Source organism: Rhodococcus sp. PML026 (genome assembly GCF_000963615.1).
Taxonomy (GTDB): domain Bacteria; phylum Actinomycetota; class Actinomycetes; order Mycobacteriales; family Mycobacteriaceae; genus Rhodococcoides; species Rhodococcoides fascians.
Window position 1 is genome coordinate 338,057 of the sequence record NZ_KQ031376.1, and the last position, 13,271, is coordinate 351,327.

Consider the following 13,271-nt stretch of genomic DNA (forward strand, 5'->3'; position numbering starts at 1 on the left):
GGAGTCGTCCGGTGTGCCCGCGACATGGCTACGGCCACAGCGAGTCCCGTGGTGACCGCTCCCGACCGACTACCGCCCGACACTCCCGTCCACATTCACTTCACCGACCGGCTGTTCGGACGTACCGCGCACGAGGCAGCCGATGCCATTGTCGCACTGGCACAGCAGCATCGAGCCCGCATCACCGTTACGCTGCACGACGTACCCCAGATCTCGGACGGCTCCGCGTTTGCGGCACGCACCGACTGCTACCGCCGAGTGATCGACTGCGCTGCAACGGTCGTGGTGTCGAGTGTGCACGAGCGACTGCTTGTCGAGGACATACTCGACAGCCGACCCGACATCCGGGTCATTCCCCTACCGATAGACCGCCCGGCACTACGATCCGACGACGTCGTCCCCCGGCGAGTCGTCGGGATTCTCGGGTTCGTCTATCCGGGGAAGGGACACAGCGAAGTACTCGGTGCCATGTCTGCACTGGACACCGACGTCGGGTTCGAGATCGTCGGGGCCGCGTCGGCCGGACACGAGGACGTGCTCGACGAACTACGCGGCACTGCCCGGCATCTGGGCAGGCCGTTTTCGACGACCGGCTTCGTGCCCGATGCCGAACTGGGCGGCCGGTTGCGGTCCATTGCTGTCCCGGTTGCTTTCCACCGGCATGTATCGGCATCCGGTTCGATCAACACCTGGATCGCGGCGGGCCGTCGCCCTCTGGTCCCTCGTGGTCGATACGTCGACGAGATGGCCGTCAATTCGCCCGATGCGCTGTGGATTCACGAGGACACAGTGGAGGGCCTGGCCGAGGCCATGGCAGAAGCGTTACGCCGACCCGAGAAGACATGGCAGGCCGCCGACTCGGCACCGTATCCATCGCCGGCGCAGGCGGCCGACCTGTACAGCTCCCTGTTCCGAGAAGGCATGGCTCTACCGTCCATCGCGCTGCCCGATGGCCGCTCGGTGGTTCCGCACAATCGGTGGGATCTGGCACCGACCGCATCCGACACGCCCCGAGTGTCGGTCGTGATTCCCTACTTCCGGCAGCAGCACCAGCTCGACCTGGTTCTGACAGCGTTGACCGCGCAGACCTGGCCCGCGTCCCGCATCCAGGTGATCGTCGCCGACGACGGATCTCCCGAGGAACCGAACGTGGAGGAATTCGGCTCGGCTCTCGACATCACCGTCGTGCGCCAACCGGATCTCGGATTCCGGGCCGCCGCCGCACGCAATCTCGGTGCGTCCGCAGCGCGCGGAGACATCCTCTGCTTCCTCGACGCCGACACCGTGCCCGAACCCGATTACATCGAGGAATCGGTACGCCTGATCGTGGCCCTTCCCGATGCGGTGACGGTGGGTAGGCGTCGACATGCCGATCTCGGCGGGTGGTCGCCCGCGGACGTCGGTACCTGGTTCGACGGCCGATCTGCGGGCCCGACGGAATTCACCGAGCCTCCATGGCTTCGTGACGGTTACGCCGGCTCGCGAGACCTTCTGGACGCGGACCGTCGTTCGTACCGATACGTCATCAGTGCCGTGATGTCCTGCAGCCGAACGTTGTTCGAGGAACTCGGCGGGTTCGACCCGACGTTCGTCGGGTACGGCGGAGAAGACTGGGAATTCGCGCATCGGGCCTACGCCGCAGGTGCCGTCCTGGCCCATCGGCCGCGAGCAGTCGCCTGGCACGACGGGCCCGACTGGGCCGAACGCACGGGCGGAGACCGAGAGCGGAAGAACGCCGAAGCGCTGATGCTGGCCTCCCGCATCACCGACCCTGCGGCGCGTTCCCAGGGTCTGACCTACGCGCTGCCGGAGATCGTCGCGGTTGTCGATACCACCGGGCACAGCGCTGCGTCCCTCCTCGAGACCGTCGGCTCGGTCCTGAGGCATCCTGATTGTCGAGTGTGGATTCACGGACCCGGTGCCGAAGAATTACGGCGGCAGTGGGGCGACGCCGACTGCCGCATCCAGGTGGGTCTTCCGGGAGACACCGCACGTTCTCACGCGGTGCTCGAGGTGCGCGGCCTCGTCCTGTTCGGTGCCGGCGCACTTCGTCGTCTCGTGGAGACAGGAGCGGATCGGCTGACGGTCGACGTGGGCAACTCGGGCACGGTCGAACTGCGCACGTCTCGGTCGAGCGCTCGCGCTCGACGGTGGTCGTCGACGATGGGAACGGCTTCCGAGGACCTCGCGGAGGCCCTGTTCGGGCACATGCATCGGACAGGCGCGGAGTTCGGGCTCTTCGCGGGCGAGGTTCAACCGAAACTCGCGTGGTGAATGTGGGGTGGTTCCGGTGTCGACTCGACCGAATCGGGTACGGCCAGTGGGAGAATGTAAATCGGCGGCAGACAAAAGCAACGGCGAGATCGGGCGAATGATGAACAGAACGCTGTATTCGATGATGTGGATGATGGCGATTATCTTTTTCGTCGCTTTGCTGTGGGGCACAGTCGGTTACGTGTACGCAGACACCCATCCTCTGCAGCGAGCGGCATTCGTCGGAGGCGGAGTGTTGATCGCGGGATGGCTGATTCTGTTCGCGGCCGTCGGGATCAAAATATCGCGGCTCAAAGCCCGCAGGAGACAGAGCAACTCCGACGAGCAGTAACTGTTGGAGCCGCTCGGGTGTGGGTTTCGAATAGGCGGGTATACACCGACGAATCTTTCGTAGAGTCGGTCTTTCGATTTGCCGAGCAAGGATCGTCGATGGTCAACCAGCGCAGCACACCGAGCCGGCGCACTTCGTCCGAACTTCCGGCGACCCGCCAGGAATATCTGTCGACATGGTCGGGTCTGCACAGCAACATCGATCCATCGTCGTCGGTGCTCGTGTCGACGTGGCTTCGTCTGGTGTACTTCCTGAGCGCCCCGCTCGTGCGCGCATCCGTCTCGGCCCACGTCGTCACCGTCGCCGCGGTGGTTGCGGCTGCAGGATCGGTGGCGTTGTCCCGGCCGGGCACCTCGCTGCCCCTCCTGGCGGCGGTGCTCATCGTGTTCTCCGGGCTGCTCGACGGTATCGACGGCGGCGTGGCCATGATCGGCCGTTCCCAATCGCAGTGGGGCTATCTGCTGGACACGGTGTCGGATCGGTGCAGCGATCTGCTGTTCCTCGCGGGCAGCCTCGCGCTGGGCGCTCCGATGCCCATCGTCGTTGCCGTCGGTGTGACGACATTGCTGCACGAGACGGCCCGCGCGCGTGCCGTCGGAGCCGGGATTTCCGACGTCGGCTTTCTGACAGTGTGGGAGCGGCCGTCTCGGGTCGTTGCCGCAGTCGTCACCGCGACCGTTGCGGGCGCGGGCCCCGGTAGCGCTCAGACGTCCGCGACGATCGGAATATCGGTGACGTGTGGTCTGGCTGTTCTCGGGTTCACCCAGCTGATGTTCGGGCTGTACCGACGGGCCGATCGAACTCGGCGGTGATCAGCCAGCCGGCGAGCGCCAGCACGTGAAAGACGAACATCCACAGCATGATTGCCACACCGCCGCCGATGTCGGTGAGACCGCCGAACGGTGCACCGAGGTCGACCGGAATGGCCAGGAACAAGATGAAGCCGTGCATGAACCCGGTGACGATCGACGACGTGACCAAGGAGCCGGCCACGAGTGCCCGCCACCCCACCGCCCGCGGCGCGATGACCCGGTAGGTCCAGGCAAGCGGAACGGCCAGGATCAGCCATAGGCAGTTGAACCCCAGAAATATTCGTAGAGCCAGCGCACCGGCACCCCCGCCGCCCGTGGTCGCCTGCAGGACGCGTGCGACGGTCAGCACCCCGAGGAGCAACACCGGGGCGGCAACGAAAAAGGGCACCATCGCAGCTCTGCCTCGCCACCCGGTGAACGTTTCACGGGTCGGGGCGAAGCGCACGATCGCCCTCCGCAGACCCTCTCCGTAGAACGTCGCGGGAAAGATCGAGATCACGACCCCCAGCGGTCCCAGGTGTATTCCGGCATCGGCCAGGCCGTCGAGCGCCGCGCGGGCACCCAACGCATCGGGCAGTAACGCAGACATGGCGTCGAATCCGCCCTGTACCCACTGCGCCGACACCAACAACACAGTCGCCCGGATCGTCAGAAGCAACAGAGGGACGACGGCGATCACCGCGTAGAACGTCAGTCCGCCCGCGATCAGCGTGGTGTCCTCACGCGCGAAGCCGGCTTTGATCGCCTGCACTCCGCGAACCGCCCGAACGCGAACGGATGTCATCGCGCGCGTTCGGAGCGGGTCCGCCGAACGATCGAGCGGTTATTCAAGGGTGACGTCCACGGCGTCGATCACTTTGAGGAACGGGCAGATCGACGTGGCCTGCGCGAGTACGGCCTCCGGGTTGTCGGTGCCCGGTAGCGACACCGACAGAGCGAATTTTGCGTCGTAACCGGATGCGTCGGAATCGGTCAGCACGACGGTGCCCTTGACCGCGAGTTCGTCGACACTGCCGCCGACGGTCCCCAGTGCGATTCGCAGTGACTCCACCAAGCAACTCGACAGCGCTGCGGCCATCAACTGCTCGGGGTTGGTGGCTTCGCCCGGGCCACCGAGTTCGGCCGGTTCTCGCACACTCAACGACAGCACTCCGTCGTCGGAGGTCACGCCGGTCGCAGTTGCAGAGACGGTTGCTGTGTACAGCTCGGTAGTCATCGGTGTCGGATGTCCATTCCGCTGCCGATCGAAACCGTCGAATCCCGCCGACACGAGTAGCGGTTCGGACGTGTCGCTGTTCACACCTGCGGTACAGCCGTTTGGCAGAACTTACCGGCGGGTAACACCCGAACAGGGCCGAGCATCACGCTGTGACCCACAGGCATCGGCCGGATCCATGTACCCACCCACCGAAAGGGGAGCACCATGAGCACATCGACTTTGATCGCTCAGTTGCGGATTGCACTGCAGCTGACACACACCGAAATTCAGGTCGCGGAAACCCGCGTCGTGCAGGCGCGCACCGAAGCGGTTCGTCGGGAACTGACGCAGAACGCCGCCAACGGACGTGACCGCGCCGCCGCCATCGAGGAAGCACTGCGCAACCTCGGCGGGCTACCCGAGGTCGTGGCACCGTTCATCGGACGCACCTTCGCAGCGGTGAAGGCAGTCGCCGAGCAGGCGCAGCCGTTCGACGAGGCACTGCTGGGCGATCTCGCCCTCGAGCAGCAACTGTTGGGTCGAGCCAAGTACATCAAGGCTCTGGCGACAGCAGCCGAGGAACCGTCCGTCGTGGCACTGGCCGGCCGCTTGGCCACCGCGCACGCCGCCACGGTCGAATGGCTCGAGACCGTCCTCGCCGAAGACGCCCTGGGTGGACCCGCCGCACTGCGCCGGACGCCTATCCAGGCAGCTGCCGGCACCGCAGTCAAGATCGTCAACGCACCGGCCAACTGGTCGGCCCGCGGTCTCGACCGCGCATTGGACGTCGCTCGCGCCACCCCGGATCGACTGAGCGCTCTGCTGGGCCGCGGTGCACACGCAGGCGACGTCGCCGTCAGAACGTTGACCGCCAGCCGCGATGCAGCACTCGAAGCCGCCGAGGATGTCACCCGTAGCGAAGGTGTCGATTCTGTCGCCGACGCCATTCACACCGCTCGGTCCGCCGGTGGAACTCTCGGTGCCGACGAGCTTCCCGTAGCCGACTACGACGACCTCAACGTCTCGGACGCGGTGGCCGCCATCAAGGAACTGACCACACCCGCCGACGTACGCACTGTCGTGGCGTACGAAGAGGCACACAAGAACCGCCACGGAGTCGTGTCCGCAGGACAGACTCGCCTGGCAGCAATCGCCAAGGACGTTATCTCCGTCGACTGACGACGATCGATCGGTCCTTCTGCGAATACCGATGCGGCCCGTGAAGTTCCGGGCCGCATCGCTGTATTCGAAAGGTTCAGGGCTTCAACAGAACCTTGATCGCACCGTCCTGCTTCTTCTGGAAGATGTCGTACGCATGCGGCGCTTCTTCGAGCGAAAGCTCGTGAGTGGCGAACGAATCGACGCCCAACGGATCGTCGTCGCCGAGAAGCGGCATGATGTCGTCGACCCATCGCTTGACGTTCGCCTGGCCCATCCGCAGCTGAATTTGCTTGTCGAACAAGGTCATCAACGGTAGCGGATCGGCCATACCTCCGTACACACCGATGATCGAGATGGTTCCGCCGCGTCGAACGATGTCGATTGCCGAGTACAGCGCACCCAGCCGGTCCACGCCGGCCTTCTGCATCATCGGTGCGGCCACGGCGTCGGGCAGCATTCCGACGATCTGCTGGGCCAGCTTGCCGACCGGTGAGCCGTGCGCCTCCATTCCGACGGCATCGATCACCGCGTCTGTTCCTCGGCCGTCGGTCATGTCACGAATGACGTCGCCGACGCCCCCGCTGTGTTCGGCCAGATTCACCGTTTCGATTCCCCGTGCCGCAGCTCGCGCCAGGCGCTCGGGTACGAGGTCGACAGCAATGACCCGAGCACCCTTGTGCTGGGCGATGCGGGCGGCCATGTCTCCGATGGGACCGAGTCCGAGCACCGTCACCGACCCGCCTGCAGGTATCGACGCGTACTCCACCGACTGCCACGCGGTAGGCAATACGTCGGAGAGGTAGACGAATCGCGAATCGGGTCCGGCCTCGGGGACCTTGATGTGCGTGAACTGCGCCTGCGGAACACGGAGGTACTCCGCTTGCCCACCGGGCACTTGGCCGTACAGCTTGGAGAAGCCGAACAACGCGGCACCCATGCCCTGCTCACGAACCTGGGTGGTCTCGCACTGGGTGTACAGACTCGAATTGCACATGTAGCAATGTCCACACGAAATCTGGAACGGGATGACCACACGGTCTCCGACGGCGAGATCGCCTGTCTCCGAACCGACTTCCTCCACGATGCCCATGGGCTCGTGACCCAGAATATCGCCCTGGTCCATGAAGGCACCGAGCGTCTCGTACAGGTGTAGGTCCGATCCGCAGATATTGGTGGTCGTGATCTTCACAATTGCGTCCGTCGGCGCTTCGATGCGGGGATCGGGCACCGAATCGACGCTGACGTTCCTCTTGCCCTGCCATGTCACTGCGCGCATGGAGGCTCCTCTCTGTTACTCGACCCCGAAACTCGGAATCGCACGAAGCGGATTACCTGCTTCGTATGCGTGCAAACGCATCGGACCCACACGATTGACCGTGACCGGCAGCGGGTAGGCGTGAACAATGAGTGTTGTGACCCCTTCCATCGCCCCCACCCTCGTGTCGCCTCGGTTGCCGGTGCCGTGTGGTCCACTCTCGGACGCCGTGATCCGGTATCTCTCCACCGGCGGCGGTGCCGCACTGCCCAGCGCGTCGGATGCCGATCCGACGTCGCGTGACATGCAACTGGCGTTGCTCGTCAGCTACGAACTGCACTACCGCGGGTTCGAGGGCGTGGACGACGAACTGGAGTGGGATCCGGCACTGCTGCAGTTCAGAGCAGCACTCGAATCCGCGTTTCTGAACTACGTGCGCTCGAATGTCGAACCCGGCGACGACGTCGTCGCCGAAATGAAGCGACTGTCGGTCGAGGCGTCGTCCGGTACCGGCCCGTCGTGGTTCCTACGGGACGAAGGATCGTGGGAGCAGATGCGCGAGTACTTCGTACATCGGTCCATCTACCACCTCAAGGAAGCGGATCCCCATGCGTGGGCGATCCCGAGGCTGGTCGGCCAGGTCAAGGCCTCGTATGTCGCCGTCGAATTCGACGAGTACGGCGGTGGCAGGGGTGAGCGTGTCCACCAGCATCTGTGGGCCGAATCCATGACGGCAGCAGACCTCGATGCGTCCTACCTCGGGTACGTGGATCGCGTCCCCGCCCAGACACTCGCGTGGGTCAACCTCATGTCGTTGTTCGGATTGCACCGTAGCCGCCGAGGTGCCACCGTGGGCCATTTCGCCGCCACGGAGATCACGTCCTCGCCGGGTTCACAGCGGTTCGTGCAGGGCCTTCGCAGGCTGTCAGCGCCGGCTGCATGCATCGCGTTCTACGCGGAGCACGTCGAGGCCGACGCCGTCCACGAGCAGGTCCTGCGCCACGACGTGGTGGAGAACCTGATCGGACAGGAACCGCACATCGAAGCCGACATCGTCTTCGGCATGCGCGCACTGGATTTCGTCGAGAACGCGCTCGCGGACCACGTGATGCAGCGGTGGTCCGCCGGTCAGTCGTCGCTGGACTGACTCGCTCGTCGCTTCGCGCGATGGCTCGTGTCGCACAGTGGGTACGTCTTGCTGCGCTTGCACGTGCACAGCGCGACGACGAAACGATCCGAGGTGACAACGGAGCCGTCGTCGAGTTCGATCTCGACCGGCCCGTCGATCAGCATCGGTCCGCCCCGGACCAGTCTCACCCTAGTGCGCGCAGGTGCAGCGTCACCACCCGTCGACTCATCGCTTGTCGCCACGCAACACCACCAATTCTTCCGTTCTGCGGCCCGATTCGAGCACGCCCTTGGCCTCGAGCCACTCGGCACGAGCCGTCATGACGGGCCCGAAGTCGATTGTGCGGCACGCCGCCTCCGATGCACCGAAACCGTGAGTATTCAGCATCTCCCGTGTTCGCTGCGGACCCGAGAATTCCGAGTGGACCACCAGCAGCACACCACCGGGTGCCAGCAGTTCCGCGCCTCGCGTGCACAGAGGGTCGAGCACCACTCGCCCGTCCTCACCCGCATCCCAGGCGCGGTGCAAACCCATGCCGGTGGGCGCGGTCTCCGACGGAACGTACGGAGGGTTGCACAGCAGAATGTCGAACGGCTCCAGCTCGGTCGCCTCCGAGAACGACCCCAGCCGCACATCCACATCGACTCCGACCGACCGGGCATTGCGCTGCGCACAGGCAACCGCACGCGGAGAGATGTCGAAGGCCACCACCTCGCGGGCACCGAGCAGTGCTGCGGTGATGGCCACTGCGCCGCTACCGGTACACATGTCGAGTACACGGGCTCCGGGCACGAGCCCCGAATCTGCGGCGACGTCGCACAGCAGAAGTGAATCCTCCTGAGGCTCGTACACTCCGGGATCGGCGTGCACTCGTGCCAGCGAACGGACGGAATCGAATTCGGCTGTCGTCATGGACATTCCTCCCAGCGTGGATTGTCGGATTCGTATTCCCGCGTCCAAGCCCCGCAAACCGGTTGTTCGGAACAGGCTTACCGACACGCACTTCGGGGTAGTGCTGGATCGTGTGTGGTTGAGGAGCAGCCCGCAGTCTCGGCAATCGACTGCCGCACTCCCCCTGCACGGGTTCAGGAGTTCGGCTCCAGAGGAGTTGTCCATGATCGTCGTTCCGTCCATTCGAACTCCGCTCGCCGGTGTGGTTCCATCGCTCTCCACCACCGGCGACCGTGCCTCGAGTACCCGCTCCTCGCCCCCGGAGGCCGAGATGACGGTGTCGGTCGACGAGAGCGCGGGCGACGACATCGAGGTGCGCATTGCCGGCACCATCACCGACGTCGACGTTCCGGTGCTGGCCGAGACGTTGGGGGAAGCCGCCGAGCGCGGCCGGGCTCTGATTCTCGATCTGTCTCGCGTCACGTTCGTCGCGGCGGGCGTTCGCTCCGTGCTCGACGCCACCGCCATTCGCCAGGGTCGCTGGCAGCAGAAACTCTCCGTTGTGCTTCCCGACGGCGCAGACCCGAGCGGCGTCTCGGACCGCGTGTTCGTCTACCGCACGCTCGCCGAAGCCCGCACCGAAACCGGTGCCCGCGCCGACGTCACAGCGCAGGCGGCCGATTCACGGTGAGCCGCACCATGTACGACGTGCTGATCATCGGTGGAGGTAATGCCGGGATCAGCGCGGCCGCACGACTGCTGAAGAAGGGCGTGTCCGACGTCGCAGTGATCGAGCCCAAGCAGGTGCACACGTACAAGCCCCTGTTGTCGTACGTCGGTGCCGGTCAGGCACCGCTGACCGAGGCCGAACGGACCCAACGCTCGGTGACCCCCGAGGGCTGTGTGTGGCTCGAAGATTCGGTCGTGTCGGTGGATCCGGCAGAACGATCGGTTCGCTGCGCGTCGGGAATGGAGTACGGCTACCGTGATCTCGTGCTGGGGCAGGGCCTGATCGCCGACGAAGCCGCTCTGCCGGGTGTGCATGCGGCACTTCGTTTTCCCGATGTCGCCAGCAACTACCTCGACCGGGCCGAGCGCACATGGCGGCTGGTCCGTGACCTGCCTGCACACAGTCATGCCGTGTTCACCGTGCCGCGTCCGCCCGTCGGGTGTACCGGGACCACCGTCAAGCCGCTGTTTCTCGCGGCGGCCCATTGGAGACGCACAGGACGACTACCGACCGTCGACATCACGCTGGTCGTCGATCGTGAGAGTCTGCTCGGTGTCCCTGACCTGGACCCCCGGCTCGCCGGCCACCTCCGAGACCTGGGTGTGCGCGTCCTGATGGATACATCGGTCACGGCGCTCGAGCCCGAGAGCAAGCGCATCACCGTCACCGATCACGCCGGGGTCGACGAGCGTATCGACTACGACATGCTGCACCTGGTCCCGCCGTATCGCGGACCATTGTGGGTACAGGAGTCCGGTCTGGCAGGAGAGCAGCCGCACGGTGTCGTCGACATCGACTCCCGCACGATGCGGCACCGACGCCACCCCGAGGTGTGGGCTGCAGGCGACGGTGCAGCGATCGACACCGACTCGTCGGGTGGCGCTCTACGCAAACAGATTTCGGTTCTCGTCGACAATCTCGTCGCATCCAGGAGCGGCGGAGCGATGTCGAGTTACGACGGGTACACCGTCGCACCCATCGCTGTCGAAGCACACACTCTGATTGCTGCCGAGTTCGACCGCACCGGTGCACTGGACTCGTCGCTACCCTCGTTTCTCGATCCCCTGAAACCCAGACGGTCCGCGTGGGCGTTCGACCGATACGGCCTACCGCAGTCCTACTGGCACATGATTCTCGCCGGGAGACTGTGACACCGACCGTCTGGTTCGGGGGTGTCAGCTGTCGCGGGAGGCGTTCATCAGCCCGTCGGGATCCTCGACGACGACGCGGTAGCCGTCGTCTTCCAGTCCGCTCACAGCCTCTCGAAGGAGGCGCTGTGCAGCGCCGTCGACGGCGCGCACTTCGGTGAAATCGACGACTATCTCCTCGCAGTCCGGGACGCCGGCCGCAAGACGGGCGACGACGGATTCCGCACCGGCGAACCTCAGCTCGCCCTGCAGTTCGACGGTGGTGACGCCGTCGGATTCGCTCAGCGTTCGAATGGCGGATTCGCCGCTGGGAGGGACGTGCATCATGTGCAGACCGAGGTCGCGTGACAACCTCTCGAACACCGCAACCCCGCGGACGCTGTTTCCGTGCTCGTTCAACCGGGGCGAGATCACGGCAACACCCACCTGACCGGGGAGCACGCCCATGATGGCTCCCGCGACTCCACTCTTGGCCGGAATGCCCACTGTCGCAATCCAACTGCCGCTGCCGTCGTACATCCCACAGGTTGCCATGACAGCGAGAACGTGACGGTTGACCGCGGGGTCGACGACCTGTCGGCCGGTGGCCGGATCGGTTCCGCCGTTCGCCATCACCGAGGCGATCACGGCCAGATCGTTGCACGTCACCGTCACCGCGCACTGGCGCGCATACCCGTCGACGACGACCGCGGGTTCCGCACCGAGGTGGCCGACCGACTTCAGCAGGTGCGCGATCGCGGTATTTCGATCGTCGGATTCCAGTTCGGCCTCGTACACCGCCCGATCGATGTGGAGTTCACGGCCGGCCATGGCTCCGAGCAGCTCGATGAGCCGCCCCGCTCGTTCTTCGCCGTCACTGCCCGCGATCATCGAATGTACCGCCAGCGCACCGGCATTGATCAGAGGGTTGCGAGGTCGACCGGTCCGCGCTTCCAACGAGATCTCGTTGAACGAATCACCCGACGGTTCGACGTCGACGGCCTCGAGCACCGCTGCGAGCCCGTTGTCCTCGATGGCCAGCGCATAGGCCACCGCTTTGGCGATCGACTGGATGGAGAATTCGGTGTCGGTATCGCCCGCCCCGTAGTGCGACCCACCGACGGTGGCGAGCGCAACCGCGAACGTGTCGGGATCGGCCGCCGCCAATTCCGGGTTGCCGCTCGACATTTCCCCATCGTCGAGGTGTCGGCACTCCGTCAGGACGGACTGAAGATACTCGGGCACCGGTGATCTCATCACCCCACGCTAACCGTCGGGTCTTGACACGCCGACCGTGGCACCGTTTACACTCCGGGTTCCTCAACCGTTGTGGAGCATTGCTCCGCACAGATCGGACGCGCCCGTGCGACTGCGACGCTTGACCTCCACCGATTCCGCCGACCGCCTTGCCGTCCACGTGCCCGACACGACCACGTGGATCGATCTCGAGGCTGCGGTCTCGACTCTGGGTGCCCCCGAGATCCTGCGCCCGCTCACCGGTTCCATGCTTCGGTTCCTCGATGCAGGTGAACCCGCACGTGAAGCCGCAACGACGGTGGCGCGGCGGGCGGCCGACGAGGGCGTCGCGACGATGGACCGACCGGCACCGACCCTTCCGGTCGTTCCGGCGTCCCTGCGCTGCTTCCTGGGTTGGGACGAGCACTGGGATCTGGCCGCACACAACCTCGTTCGGCGAAATCTACCGCGTGCCGTTCCGTTCATCCGTGGATTCGAGATGCTGACGCGTCGAACTTTTCCGGCTCTGCGTCCCGGTCCGGGGTTCGACGACCATCCGATCTACTACACCGGTAACCACCTGACCGTCGTAGCCGACGGGGCAGATGTCGACTGGCCGTCGTACAGCCGAGTTCTCGATTTCGAGCTCGAATTCGGTGCCGTCGTCACCCGACCGATCCGAGATGCGTCAGAGCGGGAGGCCGAGGCCTCGATAGGCGGTTACGTCGTCTTCGACGACATCAGCGCGCGGGACACACAGTGGGAGGAGCAGCGCCGGACGCCCTTCGGCCCGGTCGTCAAGACCAAGACGTTCGCCAGTTCGATGGGCGCAGACATCGTCACCCCCGATGAGGTTGCGGCGCATATAGATTCGCTGGCCGCGGCCGTCCGGGTCAACGGCGAGCTCTGGTCGACCACCAGCACTGCCGGGATGCGCTATTCCATGGGTGAATCTCTGGCGTTTGCGAGTCGCGGCGAGAGCATTTACCCCGGCGAGCTCCTGACGTCGGGCACCCTGCCTCGCGGTTGTGGGCTCGAACTCGACCGGTGGATCGCTCCGGGCGACCGAGTCGAACTCGATATCGAACGGATCGGCTCCGTCACCAACACCATCGGTGCTCGCTGAG

General features: G+C 65.2%; 14 protein-coding genes. 8 read left to right on the plus strand and 6 right to left on the minus strand.

What is annotated here, in order from left to right:
* Positions 1-24: 24 nt before the first annotated feature.
* The 3 genes from VF34_RS25645 (at position 25) to VF34_RS21110 (ending at position 3,417) form a co-directional block, all read left to right on the plus strand.
* On the plus strand, positions 25-2,274 hold the full coding sequence (locus VF34_RS25645; RefSeq protein WP_231578258.1) for a glycosyltransferase: 2,250 nt from the start codon (positions 25-27) through the stop codon (positions 2,272-2,274).
* Between the two features lie 133 nt (positions 2,275-2,407).
* Entirely contained in the window at positions 2,408-2,605 is a 198-nt protein-coding gene (locus VF34_RS21105; protein ID WP_156158546.1) for a hypothetical protein, read from the plus strand.
* A 98-nt stretch (positions 2,606-2,703) separates the two neighbouring features.
* Positions 2,704-3,417, plus strand: a complete 714-nt coding sequence (locus tag VF34_RS21110) for a CDP-alcohol phosphatidyltransferase family protein (protein WP_051365079.1) — start codon at positions 2,704-2,706, stop codon at positions 3,415-3,417.
* Here the strand turns inward: VF34_RS21110 and VF34_RS21115 are convergent.
* Both VF34_RS21115 and VF34_RS21120 read right to left on the minus strand, forming a co-directional pair.
* Positions 3,365-4,201, minus strand: coding sequence for a YihY/virulence factor BrkB family protein (locus tag VF34_RS21115; protein ID WP_045842004.1), 837 nt, complete (start codon positions 4,199-4,201; stop codon positions 3,365-3,367). The genes VF34_RS21110 and VF34_RS21115 overlap by 53 nt on opposite strands.
* A 39-nt stretch (positions 4,202-4,240) precedes the next feature.
* Positions 4,241-4,633, minus strand: coding sequence for an OsmC family protein (locus tag VF34_RS21120; RefSeq protein WP_027496209.1), 393 nt, complete (start codon positions 4,631-4,633; stop codon positions 4,241-4,243).
* A 207-nt stretch (positions 4,634-4,840) separates the two neighbouring features.
* On the opposite strand from VF34_RS21120, the gene VF34_RS21125 reads away from it, so the two are divergent.
* Positions 4,841-5,794 carry a hypothetical protein gene (locus VF34_RS21125; RefSeq protein ID WP_045842005.1) on the plus strand — a complete coding sequence of 318 codons (954 nt, stop codon included), beginning with the start codon at positions 4,841-4,843 and terminating at the stop codon, positions 5,792-5,794.
* A gap of 76 nt (positions 5,795-5,870) precedes the next feature.
* Here VF34_RS21125 and VF34_RS21130 read toward each other — a convergent pair whose 3' ends face one another.
* On the minus strand, positions 5,871-7,052 hold the full coding sequence (locus tag VF34_RS21130; RefSeq protein WP_032366266.1) for a zinc-dependent alcohol dehydrogenase: 1,182 nt from the start codon (positions 7,050-7,052) through the stop codon (positions 5,871-5,873).
* Positions 7,053-7,179: 127 nt separating this feature from the next.
* Here VF34_RS21130 and VF34_RS21135 point away from each other — a divergent pair, with 127 nt between their 5' ends.
* Entirely contained in the window at positions 7,180-8,178 is a 999-nt protein-coding gene (locus tag VF34_RS21135) for an iron-containing redox enzyme family protein (RefSeq protein WP_045842006.1), read from the plus strand.
* On the opposite strand, the gene VF34_RS21140 is transcribed toward VF34_RS21135, so the two are convergent.
* Complete coding sequence (locus VF34_RS21140) at positions 8,160-8,324, minus strand: CDGSH iron-sulfur domain-containing protein (RefSeq protein WP_063216898.1); 165 nt, start codon at positions 8,322-8,324, stop codon at positions 8,160-8,162. The two genes, VF34_RS21135 and VF34_RS21140, sit on opposite strands and share 19 nt — an antisense overlap.
* A gap of 61 nt (positions 8,325-8,385) precedes the next feature.
* Positions 8,386-9,072: a HemK2/MTQ2 family protein methyltransferase gene (locus VF34_RS21145; RefSeq protein ID WP_094718662.1), complete on the minus strand. Its 687-nt coding sequence runs from the start codon at positions 9,070-9,072 to the stop codon at positions 8,386-8,388.
* Positions 9,073-9,274: 202 nt separating this feature from the next.
* Here VF34_RS21145 and VF34_RS21150 point away from each other — a divergent pair, with 202 nt between their 5' ends.
* Both VF34_RS21150 and VF34_RS21155 read left to right on the plus strand, forming a co-directional pair.
* Positions 9,275-9,742 (plus strand): STAS domain-containing protein, encoded by a 468-nt coding sequence (locus VF34_RS21150; protein ID WP_045842007.1) that lies wholly within the window; start codon positions 9,275-9,277, stop codon positions 9,740-9,742.
* 8 nt (positions 9,743-9,750) lie between these two features.
* Positions 9,751-10,932 carry an NAD(P)/FAD-dependent oxidoreductase gene (locus VF34_RS21155; RefSeq protein ID WP_045842108.1) on the plus strand — a complete coding sequence of 394 codons (1,182 nt, stop codon included), beginning with the start codon at positions 9,751-9,753 and terminating at the stop codon, positions 10,930-10,932.
* Between the two features lie 24 nt (positions 10,933-10,956).
* On the opposite strand, the gene glsA is transcribed toward VF34_RS21155, so the two are convergent.
* Positions 10,957-12,165, minus strand: coding sequence for a glutaminase A (glsA, locus tag VF34_RS21160; RefSeq protein WP_032387098.1), 1,209 nt, complete (start codon positions 12,163-12,165; stop codon positions 10,957-10,959).
* A gap of 121 nt (positions 12,166-12,286) precedes the next feature.
* Between glsA and VF34_RS21165 the strand changes: the two genes are divergently transcribed.
* On the plus strand, positions 12,287-13,270 hold the full coding sequence (locus VF34_RS21165) for a fumarylacetoacetate hydrolase family protein (protein ID WP_156158547.1): 984 nt from the start codon (positions 12,287-12,289) through the stop codon (positions 13,268-13,270).
* Position 13,271 lies beyond the last annotated feature (1 nt).

Excerpts from the sequence above, each read along its gene's own strand:
- VF34_RS25645 (WP_231578258.1), top strand. The coding sequence starts at position 25 with ATGGCTACGGCCACAGCGAGTCCCGTGGTGACCGCTCCCGACCGACTA.
- VF34_RS21105 (WP_156158546.1), top strand. The coding sequence starts at position 2,408 with ATGGCGATTATCTTTTTCGTCGCTTTGCTGTGGGGCACAGTCGGTTAC.
- VF34_RS21110 (WP_051365079.1), top strand. The coding sequence starts at position 2,704 with ATGGTCAACCAGCGCAGCACACCGAGCCGGCGCACTTCGTCCGAACTT.
- VF34_RS21115 (WP_045842004.1), bottom strand. The coding sequence starts at position 4,201 with ATGACATCCGTTCGCGTTCGGGCGGTTCGCGGAGTGCAGGCGATCAAA.
- VF34_RS21120 (WP_027496209.1), bottom strand. The coding sequence starts at position 4,633 with ATGACTACCGAGCTGTACACAGCAACCGTCTCTGCAACTGCGACCGGC.
- VF34_RS21125 (WP_045842005.1), top strand. The coding sequence starts at position 4,841 with ATGAGCACATCGACTTTGATCGCTCAGTTGCGGATTGCACTGCAGCTG.
- VF34_RS21130 (WP_032366266.1), bottom strand. The coding sequence starts at position 7,052 with ATGCGCGCAGTGACATGGCAGGGCAAGAGGAACGTCAGCGTCGATTCG.
- VF34_RS21135 (WP_045842006.1), top strand. The coding sequence starts at position 7,180 with ATGAGTGTTGTGACCCCTTCCATCGCCCCCACCCTCGTGTCGCCTCGG.
- VF34_RS21140 (WP_063216898.1), bottom strand. The coding sequence starts at position 8,324 with ATGCTGATCGACGGGCCGGTCGAGATCGAACTCGACGACGGCTCCGTT.
- VF34_RS21145 (WP_094718662.1), bottom strand. The coding sequence starts at position 9,072 with ATGACGACAGCCGAATTCGATTCCGTCCGTTCGCTGGCACGAGTGCAC.
- VF34_RS21150 (WP_045842007.1), top strand. The coding sequence starts at position 9,275 with ATGATCGTCGTTCCGTCCATTCGAACTCCGCTCGCCGGTGTGGTTCCA.
- VF34_RS21155 (WP_045842108.1), top strand. The coding sequence starts at position 9,751 with ATGTACGACGTGCTGATCATCGGTGGAGGTAATGCCGGGATCAGCGCG.
- glsA (WP_032387098.1), bottom strand. The coding sequence starts at position 12,165 with ATGAGATCACCGGTGCCCGAGTATCTTCAGTCCGTCCTGACGGAGTGC.